21 protein-coding genes and 1 pseudogene are annotated in these 23,203 nt (G+C 61.8%); 8 read left to right on the top strand and 14 right to left on the bottom strand.

Annotation, left to right across the window (positions count from 1 at the left end):
- Positions 1 to 14 precede the first annotated feature (14 nt).
- Positions 15 to 1,319 (top strand): ArgE/DapE family deacylase, encoded by a 1,305-nt coding sequence (locus LY631_RS10815; RefSeq protein ID WP_274425329.1) that lies wholly within the window; start codon positions 15 to 17, stop codon positions 1,317 to 1,319.
- Positions 1,320 to 1,333: 14 nt separating this feature from the next.
- Complete coding sequence (locus LY631_RS10820) at positions 1,334 to 2,377, top strand: histone deacetylase family protein (protein WP_274425330.1); 1,044 nt, start codon at positions 1,334 to 1,336, stop codon at positions 2,375 to 2,377.
- 63 nt (positions 2,378 to 2,440) lie between these two features.
- Here LY631_RS10820 and LY631_RS10825 read toward each other — a convergent pair whose 3' ends face one another.
- Together LY631_RS10825 and LY631_RS10830 are read right to left on the bottom strand one after the other, a co-directional pair.
- On the bottom strand, positions 2,441 to 3,160 hold the full coding sequence (locus tag LY631_RS10825) for a response regulator transcription factor (protein ID WP_274425331.1): 720 nt from the start codon (positions 3,158 to 3,160) through the stop codon (positions 2,441 to 2,443).
- 16 nt (positions 3,161 to 3,176) lie between these two features.
- Positions 3,177 to 4,388, bottom strand: coding sequence for a GAF domain-containing sensor histidine kinase (locus tag LY631_RS10830; protein WP_274425493.1), 1,212 nt, complete (start codon positions 4,386 to 4,388; stop codon positions 3,177 to 3,179).
- Positions 4,389 to 4,652: 264 nt separating this feature from the next.
- Between LY631_RS10830 and LY631_RS10835 the strand changes: the two genes are divergently transcribed.
- The 5 genes from LY631_RS10835 to LY631_RS10855 all read left to right on the top strand — a co-directional run bounded on the left by LY631_RS10835 (position 4,653) and on the right by LY631_RS10855 (position 10,025).
- Positions 4,653 to 5,672 carry an ABC transporter substrate-binding protein gene (locus LY631_RS10835; protein WP_274425332.1) on the top strand — a complete coding sequence of 340 codons (1,020 nt, stop codon included), beginning with the start codon at positions 4,653 to 4,655 and terminating at the stop codon, positions 5,670 to 5,672.
- A 75-nt stretch (positions 5,673 to 5,747) separates the two neighbouring features.
- Complete coding sequence (locus tag LY631_RS10840; RefSeq protein WP_274425333.1) at positions 5,748 to 7,211, top strand: sugar ABC transporter ATP-binding protein; 1,464 nt, start codon at positions 5,748 to 5,750, stop codon at positions 7,209 to 7,211.
- Positions 7,208 to 8,149 (top strand): ABC transporter permease, encoded by a 942-nt coding sequence (locus LY631_RS10845; RefSeq protein ID WP_274425334.1) that lies wholly within the window; start codon positions 7,208 to 7,210, stop codon positions 8,147 to 8,149. Before LY631_RS10840 ends, LY631_RS10845 begins: the two co-directional genes overlap by 4 nt.
- On the top strand, positions 8,146 to 9,096 hold the full coding sequence (locus tag LY631_RS10850; RefSeq protein WP_274425335.1) for an ABC transporter permease: 951 nt from the start codon (positions 8,146 to 8,148) through the stop codon (positions 9,094 to 9,096). Before LY631_RS10845 ends, LY631_RS10850 begins: the two co-directional genes overlap by 4 nt.
- Before the next feature lie 14 nt (positions 9,097 to 9,110).
- Positions 9,111 to 10,025, top strand: a complete 915-nt coding sequence (locus tag LY631_RS10855) for an SMP-30/gluconolactonase/LRE family protein (protein WP_274425336.1) — start codon at positions 9,111 to 9,113, stop codon at positions 10,023 to 10,025.
- Between the two features lie 35 nt (positions 10,026 to 10,060).
- Here LY631_RS10855 and guaB read toward each other — a convergent pair whose 3' ends face one another.
- The 5 genes and pseudogenes from guaB to LY631_RS10880 form a co-directional block, all read right to left on the bottom strand.
- Positions 10,061 to 11,563, bottom strand: a complete 1,503-nt coding sequence (guaB, locus tag LY631_RS10860; RefSeq protein WP_274425337.1) for an IMP dehydrogenase — start codon at positions 11,561 to 11,563, stop codon at positions 10,061 to 10,063.
- A 142-nt stretch (positions 11,564 to 11,705) separates the two neighbouring features.
- Complete coding sequence (locus tag LY631_RS10865; RefSeq protein ID WP_274425338.1) at positions 11,706 to 12,497, bottom strand: DUF2243 domain-containing protein; 792 nt, start codon at positions 12,495 to 12,497, stop codon at positions 11,706 to 11,708.
- A 179-nt stretch (positions 12,498 to 12,676) separates the two neighbouring features.
- Positions 12,677 to 13,834: pseudogene (locus tag LY631_RS10870) on the bottom strand (2-isopropylmalate synthase); the annotation flags it as partial.
- A gap of 250 nt (positions 13,835 to 14,084) precedes the next feature.
- Positions 14,085 to 14,681, bottom strand: coding sequence for a GNAT family N-acetyltransferase (locus tag LY631_RS10875; protein WP_274425339.1), 597 nt, complete (start codon positions 14,679 to 14,681; stop codon positions 14,085 to 14,087).
- Between the two features lie 173 nt (positions 14,682 to 14,854).
- Positions 14,855 to 16,246: a pyridoxal-dependent decarboxylase gene (locus LY631_RS10880; protein WP_274425340.1), complete on the bottom strand. Its 1,392-nt coding sequence runs from the start codon at positions 16,244 to 16,246 to the stop codon at positions 14,855 to 14,857.
- A gap of 808 nt (positions 16,247 to 17,054) precedes the next feature.
- Here LY631_RS10880 and LY631_RS10885 point away from each other — a divergent pair.
- Positions 17,055 to 17,945 (top strand): LysR family transcriptional regulator, encoded by an 891-nt coding sequence (locus tag LY631_RS10885; protein WP_274425341.1) that lies wholly within the window; start codon positions 17,055 to 17,057, stop codon positions 17,943 to 17,945.
- Positions 17,946 to 18,045: 100 nt separating this feature from the next.
- Here the strand turns inward: LY631_RS10885 and LY631_RS10890 are convergent, their stop codons facing one another.
- From LY631_RS10890 to LY631_RS10920, 7 genes are all read right to left on the bottom strand, one after another.
- On the bottom strand, positions 18,046 to 18,258 hold the full coding sequence (locus LY631_RS10890) for a hypothetical protein (protein ID WP_274425342.1): 213 nt from the start codon (positions 18,256 to 18,258) through the stop codon (positions 18,046 to 18,048).
- 30 nt (positions 18,259 to 18,288) lie between these two features.
- Positions 18,289 to 18,552, bottom strand: coding sequence for a cell division topological specificity factor MinE (gene minE / locus LY631_RS10895; protein ID WP_274425343.1), 264 nt, complete (start codon positions 18,550 to 18,552; stop codon positions 18,289 to 18,291).
- The gene (gene minD / locus LY631_RS10900; protein ID WP_274425344.1) at positions 18,549 to 19,364 is read right to left on the bottom strand and encodes a septum site-determining protein MinD; all 816 of its coding nucleotides are present in this window, start codon (positions 19,362 to 19,364) and stop codon (positions 18,549 to 18,551) included. The genes minE and minD overlap by 4 nt, the downstream gene beginning before the upstream one ends.
- A 25-nt stretch (positions 19,365 to 19,389) precedes the next feature.
- Positions 19,390 to 20,142, bottom strand: a complete 753-nt coding sequence (gene minC, locus LY631_RS10905; protein WP_274425346.1) for a septum site-determining protein MinC — start codon at positions 20,140 to 20,142, stop codon at positions 19,390 to 19,392.
- 142 nt (positions 20,143 to 20,284) lie between these two features.
- Positions 20,285 to 20,743 (bottom strand): PaaI family thioesterase, encoded by a 459-nt coding sequence (locus LY631_RS10910; RefSeq protein WP_274425348.1) that lies wholly within the window; start codon positions 20,741 to 20,743, stop codon positions 20,285 to 20,287.
- A gap of 63 nt (positions 20,744 to 20,806) precedes the next feature.
- Entirely contained in the window at positions 20,807 to 22,090 is a 1,284-nt protein-coding gene (locus LY631_RS10915) for an RsmB/NOP family class I SAM-dependent RNA methyltransferase (RefSeq protein WP_274425349.1), read from the bottom strand.
- Positions 22,091 to 22,191: 101 nt separating this feature from the next.
- The gene (locus LY631_RS10920; RefSeq protein ID WP_274425350.1) at positions 22,192 to 23,196 is read right to left on the bottom strand and encodes an NAD(P)H-dependent flavin oxidoreductase; all 1,005 of its coding nucleotides are present in this window, start codon (positions 23,194 to 23,196) and stop codon (positions 22,192 to 22,194) included.
- Positions 23,197 to 23,203: the final 7 nt, after the last annotated feature.

Consider the following 23,203-nt stretch of genomic DNA (forward strand, 5'->3'; position numbering starts at 1 on the left):
CAGGACACTCAATCGTGAATAATACACTGACCCGGAAGATACTCGCAGCCGTCGAGGAGGGTTTCGAAGAACAGATCGCTTTCACCGAAGATCTCATCCGCTTTCCATCCCTGCGCTGCAAGGAGAAGCCGGCACAGGAATTTGTCCACGGTGCGCTTGAAAAGCGCGGCTATGCTGTTTCCACGTTTCGCGTCGATGAGCACAAGATCAAGGATCATCCAGGTTTCTCGCCCGTTGCAGTCGACTACTCCGAAACCGTCAATGTGGTGGCGACGCACGAGCCGCGCGAGGCAAAGGGACGCTCGCTGATTCTCAACGGCCATATGGACGTGGTGCCGGAGGGGCCGCACGAGATGTGGGAAGTCTCGCCGCCTTATGAGCCGAAGCGCGTCGGTGATTGGCTCTATGGCCGCGGCGGCGGTGACATGAAGGCCGGAATCGCGGCCAACATCTTTGCGCTTGATGCGCTGCGTCGTATCGGTTTTCAGCCGGCAGCCAAGGTGCACATCCAAAGCGTGGTCGAAGAGGAATGTACCGGCAATGGCGCGCTCGCCTGTCTGGTCGAAGGCTACACGGCGGATGCCGCGATCATCCCCGAACCGGAAGACGAGATGCTGGTGCGTGCCAATTGCGGCGTACTCTGGTTCGAGATTCATGTGGCTGGCCATCCCGTTCATGTGCGGGAAGCAGGCACGGGCGCCAACGCCATCGAGGCGAGCTTCCGCGTGATTGAAAGCCTCAAGAAACTCACCGAGAGCTGGAACGCCGAGAAGGCCAACTATCCCTATTTCGCGGATGTGGAGCACCCCATTAACTTTAACGTCGGCAAGATCGAGGGCGGCGACTGGGCATCCACCGTGGCCGCCTGGTCAAAGCTCTCTTGCCGGATCGCGATCTATCCGGGCGACGATCCGAAAGAGCGAGCGGCAGCGATCGAGTCACATCTGGCACGGGATTTGGCTGGCGATCCCTTCCTCGGCAACCGGCCGCCGCAGGTCTCCTGGAACGGATTCTTTGCCAAGGGCTATGTTCTGGACGAGGGAACCGACGCGGAAACCGCGCTGGCGCAGGCACACCGCAATGCAACATCGAGCGATCTGAAAAGCTTTGTCACACCCGGCTACCTGGATGCGCGGGTCTTCGTCATCTATGCCGGTATGCCGTGCCTGGTCTACGGCCCGATTACGGAGAACATTCATGGCTTCGACGAGCGTGTCAGCCTGTCGTCCATAAAGCGTGTAACAGGGGCGATCGCACTCTTCATCGCCGACTGGTGCGGCATCGAGCGGATCGCGGAGGAGGGGACAAGTGGATACTGATCAGCGAGAATGACATGAAAGCGATCTTCGACGAGCGGCAACTCAAGCATAATCCCGAGCGCTATTTCCGGCGCGGTGCCTATATTCCCCATCCTGAGCAGCCGCAACGCGCCATCCTCATTCGCGACATGCTCATAAAGAACGGGTTTCCGATTGAAAGACCGCGCGATCATGGCGAAGAGCCGATCAAAGCCGTGCACGATGCCGGCTATGTCGACTTCTGGAAGGACGCCTACCGCCGCTGGCGGGCTGAAGCGGGCGACCAGGAGCCCATTCCCAACTGTCATCCGGGTCGCCGCGCGGGCCGACCTTCCTCTTCCATCTTCGGCCAGATCGGCTGGTATATCACTGATACATCAGTGCCGCTGACGGAAGGCACTTGGGACGCGGTGTATTGGTCGGCGCAGACGGCGGTCGAAACCGCCGAACGGGTGAAGGAGGGTGAGCGCATCGTTTACGGCCTGTGCCGCCCGCCCGGTCATCATGCGTTGCACGATGCCGCGAACGGCTTTTGCTCTTTCAACAATGCGGCTATTGCCGCCGAATGTCTGCGCGGGAAATTCTCCAAGGTCGCAATTCTGGACATCGACACGCATACGGGCAATGGAACGCTCGATATTTTCTACGAGCGCGGTGATGTCTTTGTTTGCTCGCTACATACAAACCCCGACAATTACCCGACGTATTATCTCGGCTATGAGGACGAACGCGGAGCAGGGCAGGGCGAGGGCGCAACGCTCAATCTCTGTCTTGAGCCGGGTGCCCAAACGGAGACCATTCTGGCCCGTTTCCACGAGGGCCTTGAGGCCATCCGGAGTTTCGGGGCCGAAGCGCTCGTTATCTCGCTCGGCTTCGACATGGCGGCGGATGATCCTCTTTCTGAGGTCAAGCTGACGGGCGAGGCCTTTGCCACAATGGCACGCGAAACCGTTGCCTTCGGCCTGCCGACTGCTCTGATCCAGGAAGGCGGATATCTCGGACCTTCGCTGGCGGACAATGCGGAGATCTACCTGACGACCGCGCGGCGCGCGCTGGCCGAAACACCGGAGGCGGTATGACCCCGGTTCGATGCGTGCATGTTTCTGGCCGGGTCCGCAAACCTGTATACGCGTCGGGGGAAGTCAGTCCCGTTTAAGCCACTCCTGCAGTTCGGCCTCGGCGCGCTCCAGGGCACTGTAGTTCAGGAGCTTGCGCAGGAAGGCGACGGCCACGGCGCGGGCCCGCAAATTGATACCGTCGTCCTGGCCGATGGTGCCGGTCTGGTAAACCTCGAGCTTGTCGTATAGTTGCTGCAGGCGATTTTGCACGCTTCTGAGCGAGAGATTGCGACGTTTCGCGATGGTTCGGTCCGTCAGACCCAACGCGATGTCCACGAGAATTTCGTACTCGGTGTCGGAAAAACCGCTCACCTGGCCGAGGCTTTTCTGCTGCACGCCACGCACCTCGCGATCGATGACGCACTGGTTCTCGATGAAGATCGAACGCAGCGCGAGCTTGAGCCGCTCGTCGGAGGCAGACTTCAGCACATAACCGTAAGCCGCGCCGTCCGGCACGATGCGCGAGACGCCGCGCACATACGCCTCGTCGGAATAGTTGGACCAGAAGAGGATGCATGTCTCCGGCCGCTCCTTCCAGATCGTGCGGGCAGCCTCGATGCCGTTTCGCATGTTCATCTGCAGGTCCATGACGATGTGCGCGGAGCCGTGGGTGCGGGCAAGGGTTTCGCCGGCATTGCCGTCCTCCGCCTCGATCACCATCTCGCATTCCGGCAGCGCGGTAGAGACCGCCTCGTGCAGATAAGCGCGGTGCAGGGCATCGTCCTCGACGATCAGTATCTTCATCACACGGTCTCCGTCTTCAGGCCGTCAGCGGCACTTGCACACGGACGCAGGTACCGCTCTCACCCGGCCTCAACCCGGTAGAGAAGCGGGCCGAGATCAGCCGGGCGCGGGTGCGCATATTGTCTAGCCCGCCACCGGGGCGGTGGTGCGGGCACATTCCGTCACCATCGTCCTGGATGTCGAGAGCGATGTGTCCTTCACCTTGCCAAAGCCGCACGTTGATGGAGGCGGGCCGCGCGTGTCGCACGGCGTTGTTGATCGCTTCCTGGGCAATGCGGAAAAGTGCAACGGCCACAGTGGGCTCCAGCCGTTCGCAAGCCCCTTCCGTTTCATCCACCAGCGCCCAGGCAATGGTGCCGCCGCTGTCCTGTACTGAGCGGTGCAGATGGTTCTCCAGCGCCTGGGCGAGGCCAAAAAGCTGGAGCACGGAAGGTTTTGCCTGTTCGATGATCTGACGCAGGTCCTGCATGCAATGCTGCAGGCTGCGCGAGAGGGGCTCCAGCGCATCCGGCGTGATATCGCCGGTCTGCGAAAGGCGCTCGATGCGCCGCGCCAGGCGGGTGAGATCGGCGAGCGTCTGGTCGTGCAAATCCATGCCGATACGCTGGCGCTCCTGCTCGAGCGCTTCGGTGAGCTTCAGCGCCCCTTGGCGCAGTCCTTCTTCGCGGGCGCGCGCCTCCGCTTCGACGATGGCCGAGCGCTGCGCCTGCTCGGCCGCCCTCAGCGCAAAGAAATAGGGCGACAGAAGGTCGGCAATGGCGCGCGCATGGTCCACATCCTCAATGGTGTAGATTCCGGCGCGCTGCGAAGAGCAGGAGAAGGCGCCGATAATCTCTCCACGCACCTTCATGGGCACATGCACGCGCCCTCTGAGAGATTGCTCGACGATGGGCCCTTTGAAAGCGCCTTCGAAGTGGAAGCGTGGATCGGTGCAGGCATCGTCGGTCAGCAAGTAATCGACTTCGCCCCACAACAATGATCGGATCGGACTGTTGGATACCGGTGCTGATGTGAGCTCGCTCCACGCGGTATCCATGCCGGTCTCGTAGGCGGTGTGATACTTGCCGTCGACCATGAGGATGCATACGTCGAGATGGTCGTGCGGCAGAATGTGAGCCACCTCGGCGGCCACGGCACGGATAGCGGAGCGGAAGTCCAACTGCCCCGCAAGAAGCCGCGAAATTTCAAGGTAATGATTGACGAGCACGGCAGGCGCCATTTGAAGCATTTCCACTGTTCCTCCCGCAGCGCAGTGCGAAGCACCATACCGCCGCTATTCCAGTAAGCCCGCAGGGCTAATCCTCGTCTTGCGCGAACCCGCATCTTTGATGGGAAATCCCGCAAAAAACTTGCCTCTATGTTCCTGTACATGGCTCCCAGTCTATCGCATCCTGCCTTGGCCGAGTGGGGAAATCACAGTCGCGGCTTTTTGCGCCCTGTCGGCGGGAATGGGAGTGGTTCCGCTGCAGGGCGGGTTTTAAGGGAGGATAAGATGAAATTTCACAGGATGCTAACGTCATCGGCGGCAGCTTTGTGCGTTGCCATGCCCGTCTCGACCTTGGCAGACACGTCGGACAAGAGCATTGCGCTTTCCAACAACTATGCCGGCAATTCCTGGCGCCAGGCGATGCTGGAGAGCTGGGACAAGGTGACCGGCGCCGCCGTCGAGGAAGGCGTAGTGGCCGCTGCCGACGCCTTCACCACCGCCGAGAACCAGGCCACCGAGCAGGCCGCGCAGATCCAGAATATGATCCTGCAGGGGTATGATGCCATCGTGCTCAACGCCGCCTCGCCGACGGGTCTCAACGGCGCGGTGCGCGAGGCGTGCGACGCCGGCATCATCGTCGTATCCTTCGACGGCATCGTCACCGAGGAATGCGCTTGGCGCATCGCCGTCGATTTCCACGAGATGGGACGCAGCCAGATCGAGTATTTGGCTGATCGCATGTCCGATGGCGGCACACTGCTGGAGATCCGCGGCCTTGCCGGCGTCTTCGTCGATGATGAGATTTCCGGCGGTATCCACGCCGGTGTCGAGGAATACCCGGAGTTCGAGATCGCTGGCTCCGTGCATGGCGACTGGGCGCAGGATGTCTCCCAAAGGGCGGTGGCCGGCATTCTGCCGAGCCTGCCGGAGATCGACGCCGTGGTGACCCAGGGCGGTGACGGCTACGGCGCAGCGCAGGCCTTTGCCGCCTCCGGGCGCGATATGCCGGTCATTGTCATGGGCAATCGCCACGACGAGTTGACCTGGTGGAAGGAACAGAAGGACGCCAACGGTTACGAGACCATGTCGGTCTCCATCGCGCCGGGCGTGTCCACGCTCGCCTTCTGGGTCGCCCAGCAGATCCTTGACGGCGAGGATGTGCCGAAGGATCTCGTGGTCCCGTTCCTGCGCATTGACCAGGACAATCTCGAAGAGAACCTGGCCAACACCCAGGAAGGCGGCGTCGCCAATGTCGAGTATACGCTCGAGGACGCCAAAGCCGTCATCGCCGAGGCGAAAGACTGATCTGGCCCTGTGGCCGCCGTGCGCCTGCTGGCGGCGCACGGCGGGCGGTTCTGACCCTCGGCTTCGCGAGCTTCCATGAATACATCCACCGAAACCCAGAAGGATGCGGTGATAGCCGTTGAAGACGCGCGGATCAGCTTCGGCGCGGTCAAGGCGCTGAATGGTGCCCAACTGGCCATCATGCCGGGCGAATGCCTGGGCCTGGTCGGCCATAACGGCGCTGGCAAGTCGACCATCGTCAATGTCATCAATGGCGGCCTGACGCCGCATGCTGGGCGCATTTTCGCCGACGGCGCTATTCAGGAGCGCTACGGGATCAATGTGGCGCGCGCCCATGGCGTGCGCTGCGTCTTCCAGGAACTGTCGCTGTGCCCAAATCTCACCGTGATCGAAAACACGCGCATCCTGCACCGGGAACTGGGCGGTCCGGGCTGGCGCGCAAAGGCGCGTGAAGTTATCGGCCGCAGTCTTGACGCCGTTTTCCCCAACCATGGCATCGATCCGGCTGTCACGGTGGGCTCGCTGTCCATAGCAGAACGGCAGATGGTCGAGATCGCCATGGCGTTTTCCGACGCCGGGATCAAGCCGCGCCTGATAATCCTTGATGAGCCGACCTCGTCGCTCGACAGCGGATTGGCCGGGAAAATGCTTGACTATGTGCAGTCCTTTATCGCTGCCGGCGGCTCGGTCATCTTCATCTCCCACATCCTGCACGAGGTTCTGGCGGTCGCCGACCGTATCGTCGTCATGAAGGACGGCGGCGTGGCGGCGGAACGCGCCTCCGGGGATTTCACCGAGAAGAGTCTGGTGGAAGCCATGGGCAGCGTGGTGAAGAACGAGACGCGCCAGCACAGCGGACGCGATCTCAATGCGGCCCCGGTCGTTCTTGAACAGCGCGACACGGGCCTTCCTTTCGCCGCGCGTGAAGGCGAGATTGTCGGGCTTGCAGGGCTGAGTGGCCACGGTCAGACGGAAATGCTGCTGAGGCTCCACCGGCTGCGAAGCAGAAACTGGCTGCCGCAGCGTGACCCGGCGGTCACTTTCGTAGCCGGCGACAGGCGCCTCAATGGCATCTTTGAGCGCTGGAGCATATTGCGCAATCTCTCGGTCGCCGCTCTCGGCGATCTCGTGCATCGCGGTCTGGTCAACGAGCGCGCCGAGCGCAGCAAGGCCGAAGATTGGCGCGAGAGGATTGAGATCCGCACACAAAATCTCGATGGCGGAGTGCTGTCGCTTTCAGGCGGCAACCAGCAGAAGGTGCTCTTCGCCCGCGCCCTCTCCACGCGCGCGCCCGTCGTGCTGATGGATGATCCCATGCGCGGCGTCGATGTGGGCACCAAGCAGGAAGTTTATCGCATAATCCGCGAGGAGGCGGCCGCCGGCCGCACCTTCGTCTGGTATTCCACGGAAATGGAGGAGGTGTGCCTGTGCGATCGGGTGTTTGTGTTCCGCGAGGGCCGGATCGTGGCAGAACTGACGGGGGAGGAGGTGACGGAAGCGAACATTCTCGCGGCCTCGTTCGCCGGGCTGCCCGCATGAACCGCTACGTCTCGGTCGATACGCTGCGGCTCGCGCTGCCTGCGCTCTCGCTGGCGATCCTTCTGGTCGCCGTCTTCTGGCTGCAGCCCAGGGCCATGAGCTATACGGGGCTCAATCTGCTGTTCAATCTGGCGGTGCCGATCGCCTTGGCGACGCTGGCGCAGATGCTCATCATGGCGGTCAACGATCTGGATCTCTCCATAGGTGCCTTTGTCAGCTTCGTGGCCTGCGTAACGGCTACCTACCTCTACAGCACGCCCGTGGTCGGCATCCTCATCCTTGCGGCATCGGTCGGCGCCTATGCCGTGCTCGGCGTGATCATTCACCTGCGCAACCTGCCCGCCATCGTCGTCACGCTCGGCATGAGCTTCGTATGGGGCGGATTCGCGGTGTTGCTCCTGCCTTCTCCGGGCGGACAGGCACCGGAGTGGGCACGCTGGCTGATGACCGTGCGCCCGCCCTTTGTCCCGGTGGCCATTGTCGCCAGCATCGTGGCCGCGCTGCTGGCGCATCTCCTCGTCATGCGTTCCTCGCTCGGCGTTCTCATCCGTGGTGTGGGCGGCAATGCGCGTTCGGTGGAGCGGGCCGGCTGGTCGGTCATCGCAGCGCGGGCCGCGGCCTATGGACTTGCTGGTTTCTTCGCTGTGCTCGCTGGAATCGCCCTGGTGGGGCTCACCACCTCGGCCGACGCCGGCATTGCGCAGCGCTATACGCTTCTTTCCATTGCCGGGGTCATCCTTGGCGGTGGTGAGTTCACCGGCGGGCGCATCTCGCCCATTGGTGCCGTCATCGGAGCGCTGACGCTCACGCTTGCCGGCTCCTTCCTATCCTTCCTGCGTCTGCCGTCCGATTGGCAGATCGGCGCACAGGGCGCGATCCTCATCATCGTGCTCGCCTTTCGGCTGCTGCTCAACCGCCTGGAGGCGCGGAACAAATGACCGCACTTCAAAGCCTTACGCAAAGACCCTGGATATGGTCTTTCCTCGCCACCGCCCTGGTGTGGTTCACCACCGTGCTCATGACCGGCACGGGCGGTGCGCTTGGCCTATCACACGCCGCCTTCACCTTCGCGGCCTTCTCCGTGATCGTCGGCACCGGGCAGATGTTCGTCATCACGCTGGGACCGGGCAACATCGACCTCTCGATTCCTGCGACTATGACGCTGGCGGGCACCGTAGCGCTCAAGCTTATGGCCGTGGATAACGGCATGGTAGCGGCTGGGCTGCTCGCTGCCCTCGGCGTCGGGCTGGCTGTCGGAGTGGCAAACTACACGCTCATCAAGCTGCTGCGCATCCCACCCATCATCGCCACGCTCTCCATGAGCTTCATCGTCCAATCCATAGCGATCTGGACCAATCGTGGCTTGCGCATTAAGCCACCGCAACTCCTGGCAGAGTTCACCACCTCCAGCACCTTTGGCGTTCCCAATACGGCGCTGGTGGCGCTGGCGGTCACTGTGGTCGCGTGGCTGCTTTTGGAACGCGCCGTTTATGGCCGCTGGATCACTGCAATCGGCCAATCCTTGGAGGCTGCGCGCATGGCTGGCGTGCCGGTAGAGGGCGCCCGCTTCGTGACCTATGTGCTGTGCGCAGTGCTGGCGGCCTTCGCCGGCTATCTGCTGGCCAGTTTCTCTGGTGGCGCGGCGCTCAATATGGGCGCGGAGTATCTGTTGATGTCGATTGCCGTCGTCGTCATCGGCGGCACCTCGGTCGCCGGCGGCGAGTCCAACGTGCCCGGCATCTGGGGCGCCTCGCTCTTCATGTTCCTGGTCGTGAGCATGCTCAACACCTACGGCTTCAGCGCCGGCGTCCGCATGATCATGACGGGCTTCATCATCATCAGCGTCATCATGCTCGCCGGCGGCTGGCGGGCGAACGCGCGCTAGAGCGGGACTCTTTTATGGCCGAAAACCCCATCTATGAAATCCACGATCCGCGCTTTCGGCTGATGATCGTTCCCGCGGAAGGGCTGGAAGAGCTCTACTCCGGCTGCCGCTGGGCAGAGGGACCGGTGTGGTTCGGCGATGCCAACCAGCTTTTGTGGAGCGACATTCCAAACGAACGGATACTGCGGTGGACGCCGGGGGGCAGGGTATCAGTCTACCGCCAGTCCTCCAATTTTGCCAACGGTAACACTCGCGACCGGCAGGGCAGGCTCGTCACCTGCGAGCACGGAACCCGGCGCGTGACCCGTACCGAACCGGACGGTACGATCACCGTCCTTGCCGATTCCTTCGAGGGCAAGCGCCTCAATGCACCCAACGACGTGGTCGTGCATCCCGACGGCGGCATCTGGTTCACCGATCCCACCTACGGCATTCTCTCCGACTACGAAGGCTATCGCGCCGAGCCGGAGCAGACAGCGCGCCACGTCTTCCGCGTCGATCCCGACAGTGGTGCGCTGGACGTTATGGTCTCGGATTTCCAGCAGCCCAACGGGCTCGTCTTCTCGCCCAATTGGAAAACCCTCTACATCGCCGATTCGGCGGCCAGCCATGACGACAGCGCGCCACACCACATCCGCGCATTCGATGTCGTTGACGGGCGGCGGCTTCAAGAAGGGCGCATCTTCGCCGAGATAGATGCGGGGGTGCCGGACGGCATGCGCGTTGATATGGAGGGAAATCTCTGGTCGAGCGCTGCCGACGGCGTGCATTGCTTCGACCCCGAGGGACGGCTACTGGGCAAAATCTTGGTGCCGCAGACCGTGGCCAACCTTACCTTCGGCGGCCCACGCCGCAATCGTCTCTTCATCGCCGCCACGCGATCTCTCTATTCCGTCTTCGTCACGGTCAATGGGGCGCAATGGCCTTAGTAGTGCCGACTTGACGGTTAATCCGTGCTGGCCCCTCAGCGCCCCGCCTGATAGTTCGGGCTTTCGCGGGTGATCGTCACGTCGTGCGGGTGGCTTTCCCGCAGGCCGGCGCCGGAAATGCGGATGAAGGTGGCCTTCTCCTGAAAGGTCGCCAGATCGGCCGCGCCGACATAGCCCATGGCCGCCTTCAGCCCGCCGGTCAACTGGTGCAGAACGCCGGAAGCCGGTCCCTTGTAGGGAACCTGCCCCTCAATGCCCTCCGGCACGAGCTTCAGCGTGTCGCGCACCTCCGCCTGGAAATAGCGGTCGGCAGAGCCGCGCGCCATCGCGCCGACGGAGCCCATGCCACGATAGGCTTTGAAGGAGCGGCCCTGGTAAAGATAAACCTCACCGGGGCTCTCATCCGTGCCGGCCAGCAGGGAGCCGACCATCACCGCGCCCGCACCGGCGGCAATCGCCTTTGCGAGGTCGCCGGAATATTTGATGCCGCCGTCGGCGATAATGGAAACGCCGGCTTTTTGGGCCTCTTCCGCTGCCGTCATGATGGCCGAAAGCTGCGGCATGCCGACACCCGCCACAACGCGCGTGGTGCAGATCGAGCCGGGTCCGATGCCGATCTTGACGCAATCGGCGCCCGCATCGATGAGGGCCTTGGTGCCTTCCGCTGTAGCCACGTTGCCGGCGATGATGCGCACGGCATTGGAAAGCTTCTTGGCGCGGGTGACGGCGTCGAGGACGCGCTGGGAATGGCCGTGCGCGGTGTCGATGACGAGAAGATCGACGCCGGCATCGATGAGGCGCTCAGCACGCTCGAAACCGTCGTTGCCCACGCTCGTCGCCGCGGCAACGCGCAGACGGCCATGCGCATCCTTGGATGCGTGCGGGTTGAGTTGGGATTTCTCGATATCCTTGACTGTGATGAGGCCGACGCAGTTGCCGGCATCGTCGACTACCAGCAACTTTTCGATGCGGTGGTGATGCAGCAGACGCTTGGCTTCGTCCTGGCTGACGCCTTCTTTCACTGTGATGAGGTTGTCGTGCGTCATCAACTCGCGCACCGGCTGCTGCGAATTGGAAGCAAATCGCACGTCACGATTCGTCAGAATGCCGACGAGACGACCGGTCATATGTCCACCTTGGCCGCCATTCTCGACCACCGGAATGCCGGAGATATGGTGCCGGTCCATCAGTGCATAGGCATCGGCCAGCTTCGCGTCCGGACCGATGGTGACCGGGTTGACCACCATGCCGGACTCGAACTTCTTGACCTGACGGACTTCCTCGGCTTGCTCGGCCGGCGAGAGATTGCGGTGAACGACGCCGATGCCGCCGGCCTGCGCAACGGCGATGGCCAGACGCGACTCCGTCACCGTGTCCATGGCCGCCGAGAGGATCGGGATGTTGAGGTCGATGTCGCCGGCAATCCGGGTGCTGACGTCGGTCTGGCCGGGCATAACCTCCGAATGCCCCGGCTGCAGGAGCACGTCGTCGAAAGTGAGCGCCTCGGCGCCGGTTGCGGTTTCGATGATTTTCGCCATGGGCCAACCCTTAAATAAGTGCGCTACCCTTCTCCGGCGGGAGAACGGATTTTCGACGGTGATTCCCTTTCAGGATTGGCGCTGGCTCGTACCACGTTCAGGGCCTGAAGAAAAGCGCGAATGCAAAGCGGCAGCGCAGCGCTTATGTCCGTATCCAGTCGATACATGCGGCCGGCAGGATCGTGCCGCTAACGATCATGGCGCCACCGCGATATAGCTCCATGGCGCGGCTGCGGTCCGGAAGGTCGATCGCCCATACCTGGTCTGATCGGTCGGACCACAGCAGTCGCCCGTCGACCTGCGCTACCACCTCCATGGCCTGCCCCGGCGAAACGCCAGGCCGAAACACCACGACGATGGCAGAGGTGTCGGCCGGTGGTATGGCGGCTGCCCCGCCCAGCAGAATCGCAAGGCCCGCCAGCATGGCCGGCGCAGCTCTGCGGGACCGGACTGCGCCCCCCGGCGGGCGGGCGAACCAGCCGGCGACGATGAAGGCAACACCGAAAACGAAGAACCACAGGAGATCCCAAAAGAGTGGATTGTCCGAAGCCATCCGGATGCGGTGGATGCCGAGAACCCAGTGTGAGACGATGCCGTCGATCACGTGCCAGGCGCCGAAGCCGATCAGCGCATTCGCAAACAGAAGCCGGTCGGCGCGCGGGCGGGCGAACTCCTCCCGCGAGCGCCAGAGCAGGAGGAGACCGGCGAGCACGACCACATACATCAGGACATGAAAGAAGCCGTCGGCCATGATTTGGAAGCGCAAGTCGCCGAAGCGTCCGCCCTCCAGCCCGGACAGTAGGTGATGCCACTGAAGCACCTGGTGCAGCAGGATGCCGTCAAAGAATCCGCCAATGGCAAAGCCCAGCATATATCCCGCCCAGTGAAAGGAGGGGGAAAGTCGCGTCGACGTGTCTGCTATCGTGCTGCTCATTTGGGGCCTCTTCGATGAGCCCCCAACAGGATGTGTGCGGCTTGGTTCCCGGGGGCAGGCGCAGCGAAGCCCTGCGCGACGGCTCCGGGCGTCTATCGTGGTCGCACAAGGGCGGGATGGGAGACTGGCGGCCAAAGCGTCGCCCTATCTCGAAGTCATGCCGAGAATGTTGCCATTGCTACGACTGCCTCGATCTCCGAGTCTTTGACGACTTTCTTTCGGTCTGCGAGATCCTTGAAAAGGCGGAACGATTCCTCCAACGTCCCCTCGTCAAATGTATAACCCAGCTCTTTAAGCTTCTCCCGAAAGGCGCGGCGGCCTGAATGCTTACCCATCACCAGTGTGGACTTCGACACGCCAACCGATTCGGGAGTCATGATCTCGTAGGTTTGCGCGTTCTTCAACATTCCGTCCTGATGGATGCCGCTCTCGTGCGCGAAGGCGTTACGCCCGACGATCGCTTTGTTGTACTGCACCGGGAAGGAGGTGACCGCCGACACCAGCTGTGAGGCGTGCATCAGCATCGTGCTCTCGATGCCCGTCACGTACGGCATTGCGTCGCAACGGGTTCGGATCGCCATCACCACCTCTTCCAGAGAGGCGTTGCCAGCCCTCTCGCCGATCCCGTTGATGGTGCATTCGACCTGCCGGGCGCCGCCGGCGATGCCGGCCAGCGAATTGGCCACGGCCAAGCCGAGATCGTCGTGGCAATGCACCGAAAACACCGCCCTGTCCGAGTTCGGAACCCGCGAGCGCACAGTCTCGAACAGGCGCCGATACTCGTCGGGGGTGGCGTAGCCGACCGTGTCGGGGATGTTGATGGTAGTGGCTCCGGCTAAAATCGCGGCCTCCACACAGCGGCAGAGAAAATCGATCTCACTGCGGGTCCCATCCTCGCAGGACCACTCCACGTCGTCAGTGTAGCTGCGGGCATGTCGGACGCTGGCGGTCACGGCCTCAAGCACCTCGTGAGGCTCCATCCGGAGTTTGTGCTTTATGTGTAGCGGCGAAGTGGCGATGAAGGTATGGATGCGACCGCGCTTCGCCGGTTCAATTGCCTCGGCGCAACGATCGATGTCTGGGATATCGGCACGCGCCAGGCCGCAGATCACCGCACTTCTGGCACGTCGGGCGATCTCCCGCACTGCTGCGAAGTCGCCGTCGGAGGCGACTGGGAAGCCCGCTTCGATGACGTCAACGCCCATGTGGTCGAGGAGCTCGGCAACCTGCAGCTTCTCCTCGAGCGTCATGGACGCGCCAGGGCACTGCTCGCCATCTCGTAGCGTTGTGTCGAAGATGACGACACGGTCTTCGGTCGAAATGGATTGCATGGTCATGATCGGAGGTTCCCTTCATACGCCGCTATTTCAACCGAGAATTCCCGCGCGCGGCTCGAGTCGACCCTGAAATGGGCAGGGCCATCGCAACATCTCAAGCACTGCGCCGCAGCGGCTGGTCAGCATCACGCTGGTCCCGAATTGGGCCATCTACAACGCTGGATGATGTGGTGGCTTCTATGCTTCCGAGCGTCCGCACGATCTCGACTGCCGTGGCATCAGCGCCGATGCCACGGCGTGCGATCGCCTTCTAAACCTGTTGCGGCTCGCGTCTCACCGGATAGAACGGCGGTGACGAGCCGAATTGTACGACATCCAACACCTCGAACCCTAGAGTCTCGTACAGCCGGGCCGTACTTTCCCTCGTGGCCTCACCGTAGGCGACTGCCTTTGCGCGGTCGCATAAGGTAAGTGCTTGCCTGAACAGTTTGCCTCCCAGTCCCTTCCGCTGATGGAGCGGGTCGATCCCCAGGACCGTGAAGTACCAGAACGGATTGGTTGGATGGTAGTGATGAAACTTCTCGAACATGTTGAGCACTTCGTCTCGCCGATGCCCGGTGGTGCTATCTCGTAGAAACGGGACAAGCTCATCCTCGTCATTGCGAGGAGCGTCCGAGGTGAGCCAGAGGAGGGCCCCCTTCAGGCCGTTATCGTAGTAGGCGCCTGACTGAAGTCGGTAGGCGTCCCCACAATAGTTTTTTATAAAACCGGGAAAATGTCGAAGATATTGCTCCGGCTCCGGATACATCCACCGAAGCAAAGGACACGTGGCAAACGCGACCGTCAATATGCCGTTCACAGCGGCTTCATCAGCAGCCGATACAATCTTGATACTTTCGCTATCCATGATGTATTCCCTTTCTACGTCCAAAGAGATCGCCTCTTCTCCTGAAGCGGCGGATCGGTTTTCCCGGCGCGAGCGCTTCGGCTTCGACTCGGGTCAGACTCGGTCCGGCGACGCGTCGAAGTTTGGGTTTTCATTTTACAGGAGGGAGACTCCCACCGTGCTTGAGTCCCGGCTTACGTCGGCTTCGGCAGACTCAAGGCGTTCGGAGCGGTAAGTGCATCGACGAGCTTGTCGATCACTGCGCGCGTGACATGCGGCATCGTAAAGATATGCGCTCCAGTGCCCTCGCCGCTCAGTCCGAAGCGGGAGAAGACGCGCGGGCGCGGTCTCGTGAACCGCACGGCGAGCGAGCGCCGCGAGCGTTCAACCCAAAAGCCGGGTATGCGCTCCACAACCGTTTCTAGACGCTGATGGGCATAGTCGGCGAGCCTGGCGCAGCGCGCCGCCGCGTGGGCCTGCACATCCGCCGGCGCAGTGTTGAGCGCATACCAGAGAATGAGCGGAGACAGACCGTTGCGGCTGCCGGCGAATGTGGAGTCGGGCGAGCCGATATAGTCCGGCCGCGAGGGAGGGCGTAGCCGGAATTTCTCCTTGCTCATATAGACCCCGCCGGGAAAAGGCGCGCCGAACCACTTGTGTGAGCTGGTGACGATGGAAGAGACGTAGGGCAGCCGGAAATCGAACAGCGGGCCGCGTTCGTCCGTCAGTCCCTTCTCGTGCGCCAACTCCAGATAGGGGAGATATCCCGCACCCAGCGCACCGTCGACGTGGATCCAGTAGTCCTGTCGGCCGCCACCCTCTCCGAGCGAAAGTCCGTGCTTCTCGAAAACCCGGAGCAGCAAAGGCCAGACCGCCTGCGGGTCGTCGTAGGCACCTTTGAAGGTCGAGCCAATGTTCAGCACGATGATGGGCGGGTGACCTCGCGCGACGAAGAAATCCACCAGCTCCGCAAGCTGCTTCGGATCGACGACCCCGTCCTGGCTTGCCACCGCTCGCGGCCAGTTGCCGTCCTCGGTGACCGGGCACAAGCCGGGGAAATTGCGGCTGCCCAGATCATAGAAGGTAGGCATGTTCAGGACGCTGGCGCATTTGGCGATCGAGTAGTGCGTGTCTTCCGAACAGAAGATCACCGGCTCCGGCGTGTCTCCTGTCGACCAAACCGTCTGGTGCAGCAGTGGCTTGCCCGAGAGATAGTCCCGCGCGTTCCATAGCGCGAACATGGTGCCCTCTGTGGCACCCATGCTGAGGACGTAGCCCCAGTAGGACTCCGGTGTCAGCGGGTGACGCCCCTTGGCGCGCCAGAGCTGCGCGAATTGCGCTAGCACCTCGCGCTCATATTCCCGTGTGTGCACAGTCTTGCAGGCGGAGGAATAGGGATCACCCAGATTGTTGAGGTGCATGTTGAGGAACGGTGCGAGCGCCGAATAGTCAAAGACCGAATTGAACTGGTAGCCTAGAAAGTGCTCACTGCGGCGCTGCAGGTTGGCGTGTAGCTTCTCCAGCCGCAGGAGCGGCAGGTCCGGATGGGCGACGACGGTGTTCTCATTCACATTAGGCGCGTGCACGGGCTTCTCCACAGCGAAAAGGACCAAGGTGCCCCGCGACATTGAACGGCGTGCCGTCGGCAGGCCATTAAATTCCGCCAGGGCGCGACGGACTCTAAAGAAGTGGATCACCCCCCTCAGCGTCCTTGAGTACTGTCGGGTGAGATTTAGCTATTTGCAAATAAGCACGCGACGAAAGCGCCAGACAGCCGAGTCAAAGGGTGTGACAGCACCGTTCTTAGATTTTGCGCAGTGGAAGCGGTGGCCACACGAAACCGCTCCTTGGCTGGTTCGGCGATCGGGCAGCGTCTTCCGGCATGCGGTAGCACTCGCTCTGGGAGACCCGCGCAGGTCTGCCTTCCGTCGCGCTCTTGGCCGCTTAACTGTTTGGATACCATCAAGCTGGATTTCGAGGAGTTTCCCCACCTCTACGCGAACGGCCTGTTGGTTGTTCTGGTTGGTAGCCCTAAGTCAGAAACCGAAAAGCCACTGGGGTATAAAGGGATTGTCGTTTCGGCCGCGTTCTCCACGGCTGGTAGCCTCAACTTATCAAGTAAAAGCGATACATGTTTTACGCAGGGTTCCATGCAAGAAGGTTTCGAAAACTTTAAACACCAGCGTTCAATTGCTGCCTTTTGTCTCTAGTTTTCGAGAATGGCATCGTTTTGCTTATTTGCGCATAAGCAACAGATGAACTCCAAAAGCCTTTGAACAATCAGCTTTGCTATGCGGACTCTGCATCATGCTCACCTATCACAAAATTCCGGATCCCGGAGCAGCTCGACTGCATTCGGACACGCAGGTCCACCAGAGAAAGTAATCTTCGCGCATGCTGGACGATCCTATCCGCAAGCTGAGCCTCAACACGCTCAGGATTGTAGCCGATGTACTACGGATGCGCAGCCTCACACGTGTCGCCCAGTTATACGGAGTCTCCCAGCCGGCCGTATCGCTGCACATCCGTAAATTCGAGGATGCGACGGGTCTACAAGTTGTACGACGCGTCGGCAACGAGCTCTTGCCGTCCGTTCATTCCGAGCAGATTCTGAGCGCCTGCCAGGGCGTCCTGCGGTCTATCTCGCAACTGGACGATTATTCGCGATCGCGTGCAGACCGCCGGAAGCGGGTGGGAGTGGATCATGAACTTTTCGCGCGGCTTGAACGCAGTACGCAGGATCTGCCTCAGTTTATCGAAAAATACTTTCTCGTCGTTGACAGCTCCGACCGCCTCATCAAGCGCTTTGCCGAAGCGCATGTCGATGCTGTCGTCCGGCCCCTGTACACGCTCGAGGAAAGGCCGGAGCTGACTTTCGAAGTTCCATTTTGCTGGATAGGTGAGGCTGCAGCCCTGTCGGCGTTCGGCGCGGACGCTAAAGTGCCGGTCATAATGCCCCCAAAGGAGACCCCGTATGGCTCGCTTGCCCGCACCTATCTCGCCCGCCAGGTCGAGAGCCACGATATTGTTGCCGAGACCGGCGACAGGGCAATGTTGCGTAGATTTCTCGAGCGTGGTGTCGGCTATGCATACCTCCCTGAATTTGCAGCGTCCGCCTACTACGACGGGGTGGCTGCTAGCGATCTGCCACCGGTTCTACGCCGCAGGGGTGAAGGCAGTTTCGGCATTTTCTACCACAAGAACGATTTTTCGTTTCCGGATGCAGAGGCGCTGCTTGGGAGATTTTACAATCTGGTGCGGGGAAATCAGCTTCTGAGTGCTTGAGTCGAGCCTTCTCTGTCAGCCGGGCTCATCCCTTCGCGGAACAGTACCACCCTGATTCGCTTCGAAGGCGCCAGGCAATAAGCGGAAACAGCGCGGCGGATCAGCCTGCGCGTACACCGTCCTTGTCGCGGGCTGCGTGTCTACCGTGCCGCGCAACACGGCACGGTGCACTGACAGCGTCCTCGCAGACCTTGACGTGGTCCGCCAGGGCGTCATTGGACAAGAGCGCGCTAATGGTCATGATGTCGCGTCCCTTGAATTTCTCCATGTGCTGAAGCTGCTGAAGCCGATCGAGAAGTTCGACGCGGGTCATGTCGCCTCCTTCAGGTTAATGGCTGATCGTTCAGGTCGCCCCCACACGCGCCTTGAGTGGAATCTCCACGTCGATTTCCAGCGTGGAAACCTGGTCTCCGCGGTCCATCTTCACTTTGACCTTTTCGCCATCGACCTTCACGTGCTTGGCGATCACGGCAAGGATTTCTTCCCGTAAGCGAGCGACCAGATCTGACTCACCCACCGATGCCCGTTCATGCGCGAGCAGGACTTGCAAACGATCACGTGCGGTGGGAGCCGAAGCCTGTTTTCTGAAAAGTCCGAAAAAACTCATGCTGCCCTCCATCCGAAAAGTTTTCCGAGAAGGCTGCGCTTTTCGCCGGGAACGCTGATGGGCACGTCCTCGCCGGCAAGCCGGCGCGCTGCCTGGAGATAGGCCTGCGCCGGTGCGCTCTGGCTGTCCGCCAGGGTAACCGGTGTGCCGAGGTTGGAGGCGCGAAGGACATCCATGCTTTCGGGCACGATGCCGAGCAATGGAATAGACAGGATTTCAAGGACGTCTTCCACCTTCAGCATATCGCCACGCTCGGCCCGATTGGGATCGTAGCGGGTGAGGAGCAAATGCTTGTCTATGCTCTCGCCACGTTCGGCCTTGACCGTTTTCGCGTCGATAAGTCCGATGATGCGATCCGAGTCACGGACCGAAGAGACCTCGGGATTCGTGACGACCACCGCTATGTCGGCGTGACGCATTGCCAGGGTCGCGCCGCGCTCGATCCCCGCGGGACTGTCGCAAATGACCCAATCGAAGTTTCTCTTCAGTGCACCGATCACCTGCGCGACGCCCTGCGCCGTCAGATTGTCCTTGTCTCGTGTTTGCGAGGCCGGCAGCAGGTAGAGCGTATCCAGCCGCTTGTCCCGAATGAGGGCTTGCGGCAGCTTGGCGTCGCCTTGGATGACATTGACCAGGTCGTATACCACCCTGCGCTCGGCGCCCATGACAAGGTCGAGGTTGCGCAGACCGACGTCGAAATCGACAACCACCGTCTTTTCTTTTCGCTGCGCCAAAGCGGCGCCAAGAGCGGCTGCCGAAGTTGTCTTTCCGACGCCCCCCTTTCCCGATGTAACAACAACTACCTTTCCCATTAGTGTCTCCTGTTGGCCCGCCGCCTCAATTAAGTGTGTTTGTCATGATCGAATCGCCTTCGAGCCAAAGATGAACCGCGCGCCCGCGAAGTTGTGGCTCGATGTCTTCGGCCGTCTTGTAGAGGCCGTCGATCGCAAGAAGTTCTGCTTCCAGCTTGCTGCAAAAAATGCGCGCCGATGAGTTGCCCATCGATCCCGCCATCGCCCGCCCGCGGAGTGTGCCGTAGACGTGGATTGAGCCACCGGCCACGACTTCCGCACCGGAGGCGACCGAGGCGACAATGGTGACGTCGCCCTCGGGGAAGATCACCGATTGCCCGGAACGCACGGGTTGATCGATGATCAAAGAGGGAACCGGCCTGACCGGCTGTGATTCTGGCTGGCCGGCAGGGGCTGCAGGTTCGCTGTGATGTTCGTCCGCCGTTCCGACGGCCGCGTCCTCGGCTGGTTGTTCGAAATCGGGCGCCGGCTTGCCGCCTGACATGGCCGGAGGCATATCGAAGCCCAGCAGGGATGATTTTGCGCCTTCAATCCCGATGATTCGCACGTTCCGCTTGCCAAGGTCGTCGATGAGTTCCTTCAACTCCGGTCGACTGATCTCCAGACCTTGCACATCAAGCACGATGGGGCGCCTCAAGAAGAAACCCGCCGAGCGCTCGGCCAGGTCGTCGAGTTGCTGCAACCAGCTTCCCAACGGAAGTTCCGGTGAGAGCACGAGCGCAAGAAAAGAGCGGCCTTTGAGGCGGATCGGTCGGCTGTCGGTTAGCACTTTGGTCATCTTTGTTAACAGTTCGTTGCTCAAGGGTTATGCGAACCATGGTTAATGCATGGTTAACCTCTCGAGCTTTGGGAAAGGAAATGACAGAATATTAAATCCACCGATTGGGAGGGGGCGTTGATCCCGGCCAATGGTCGGCCGTTTACCCCTCGATTCCCTCCCGCCCCACGACCGTCATCATGGTTCCGGTCATGGTCGCGATGAGTTTGGCTCCGCCTTCGCTGTCATAAGCGAAGGCTTGGCCGTCCGCGACCATTATGGTGCGGCCGGGTTTGGTGACGGAGCCACGGAAAATGAAGCGCTCGCCCTTGCCGGGGGCCAGCAGATTGACCTTGAACTCGATGGTGAGCACGCCGGCATCGGCCGGCATGAGCGAATAAGCGGCGTAGCCGCATGCCGAATCCAGCGCCATTGAGATGACGCCCGCATGGAGAAAGCCGTGCTGCTGGGTGAACTCCGGGGAATACGGCATCTCGATCTCGACCGTCCCCGGAGTGACGAGCGTCAACTCGGCGCCGATGGTGACCATCGCTTTCTGCCGCACAAAACTTGCGCGGACCCGCGCCTCGAAATCACCATCGGCAACCGGTCTGTCCGCCATCATTCTCCTCAGACACTCTTCTGATTACGGGCTTGCGGGTTATCCGGCAATCACCCCATACGTTCACCCTCGTTTGAGGGTAGCAAAATAAAAACCGTCGGTCTGCGTACGCGCGGGCGTGAGCGTTATGCCCCACTTTTCAAGCCGCGCCATATCTTCATGCGCCGGAAAGTACCGCCGCCAGGTCGCGCGGTGGTCGGCGGGGGAAAAGTCAGGCATGCGCGCGGTCAGCGCCTCCGCCTGCGCAGTGTTTTCTTGGCGAAAGACCGAGCAAGTGATGTAGACGAGCCGCCCGCCGGGTCTCACATATCGGGCTGCTGCGTCGAGGATGGCCCTCTGCTCGGTCATTCGGGCCTCGAGCTGCTGGGCCGTGAGCCGCCACTTGGCATCCGGACGCCGCCGCCATGTGCCGGAGCCCGTGCAGGGTGCGTCGACAACCACGAGGTCCATCCGGCCTTCCAGCGGCGCAAGTGCTGCCTCGTTCGCCACCACCTGGACATTGCGGCAGCCGGCCCGCTTCAGCCGGTCGAAAATGGGGGCGAGGCGATGGCGGTCGGCGTCATAGGCGTGGATCTGGCCCTTGTTTTCCATCATCGCGGATATGGCGAGCGTTTTGCCGCCAGCCCCGGCACAGAAATCGAGTATCTGCTCGCCGGGGGCGGCACCCGTCAGTTCCGCGACCACCTGAGAGCCTTCATCCTGCACCTCGAACCACCCCTTGCGGAAGGCGGGCTGGACCTGCACGTTCGGGTGACGCCCATTGCCCGCGACCGGCGGGATGCGCACGCCCGAGGAGGCAAGGGTGGCGGCTTGCGCGCCGGTGTGGGAGAGCGCGGTGAGCACCTTTTCCCGCGGCGCCTTGAGTCGGTTGGCGCGCATGTCCAGTGGGGGGCGCCCGGCAAGTGCGGTTCCTTCCTCGGCCCACGCCTCGCTAAAGGCTTCCCGCATGAGCGGCTCGCACCATTCCGGCACATTGGCGCTGATGGGACCGGTTCGGGCTTCCTCTAACCGGGTGTTAAGCGCCAAAAGTTCTTCCGCGGAAAGAAGGGGAGGGGCGAAGCGGTCGCCCGCGAGCGCCTTGTTCAGTTCTTCCGGCGTGCTCCCGGTTTCCAGAAGATGGCCGCCGATAGCCAAGCCGCGCGGCGTTTCCTCGCCATAGGCCAAGGCGGCGCCGCGCCGGTGGCGCAGGGCGTCGTAGACGAAGTTTCCTATCGCAGCCCGGTCGCCCGCACCAGCAAAACGGTGCGAAAGTCCCCAGTCCCGCATGGCATCCGAAGCGGGGCGATGGCGTGTTTCGATGTCGTGGAGAATGTCTATGGCTGCCGCCAGCCTGCCGCCGAGGCGCATGGTGCTCTTCCTTTACCCGGTTAACCCGTCTCGACGTTTTGCTAGGACGGACAGAGCCGAGAAACAAGGCGTAAAGATTTTGAGCGCCGGCCTTCGCGGGATCAGGGCGCGGCGAACGGGCGGGTCTTCTGCCCGATCGATCTTTCCAGTCGCTCATGCGCCGCGAAATATTCGCGCCCGAGCTGCTCGACCAATGCCGCGGCGGGCACGACCTCCTCGACCGCGCCGATGCCCTGGCCGGAGCCCCAGATTTCCTTCCAGTTTTTCGGCCGGGAGCGATTGCTGCCGAAATCCATCGTGGAAGGGTCACCGGTAGGAAGATTGTCCGGGTCAAGGCCGACGGCGGCGATCGACGGTTTGAGATAGTTACCATGCACACCGCTGAAGAGGTCGGTGTAGACGATATCCGCCGCGTGGCTTTCGACAATCATTTGCTTATAGTCATGGACCGCATTGGCTTCTTCGGTAGCGATGAAGGCGGAGCCGATATAGGCAAGATCGGCGCCGGCGGCCTGGGCGGCCAGGATGCTGTCGCCGCGGCTGATTGCGCCGGAAAGCACCAGCGGTCCGTCGAACCAGGCGCGGATTTCCTGGACGAGCGCGAAGGGCGAGAGCGTGCCGGCATGGCCGCCCGCACCGGCGGCGACGGCGATCAGCCCGTCCGCGCCCTTCTCGATGGCCTTCCGGGCGAAGCGGTCGTTGATCACGTCATGAAGCGTGATGCCGCCGCAGGAATGCGCGGCCTCGTTCACCTCCGGGCGGGCGCCCAGCGACGTGATCCAGATCGGCACCTTCCAACGCATGCAGATTTCGATGTCGCGCTCGAGCCGGACGTTCGAACGATGCACGATCTGGTTGACGGCGAAGGGGGCGGCCGGGCTGTCTGGGTTTTCCTGATTGTGCCTGTCGAGCTCCTCCGTGATCCGCTTCAGCCAGCGCTCCAGTTCGACGGGATCTCCCTCCTTCTCACGCGCGTTCAAAGCGGGAAAGGAGCCGACGATGCCTGCCTTGCACTGGGCGATCACGAGGTCGGGATTGGAGACGATGAACATCGGCGCGCCGATGACCGGGATCCGGAGGTTCTGCAGGGCAGGTGGCAGGCTCATGTTTGCT

This window comes from Chelativorans sp. YIM 93263 (genome assembly GCF_028767125.1).
Classification (GTDB): domain Bacteria; phylum Pseudomonadota; class Alphaproteobacteria; order Rhizobiales; family Rhizobiaceae; genus Chelativorans.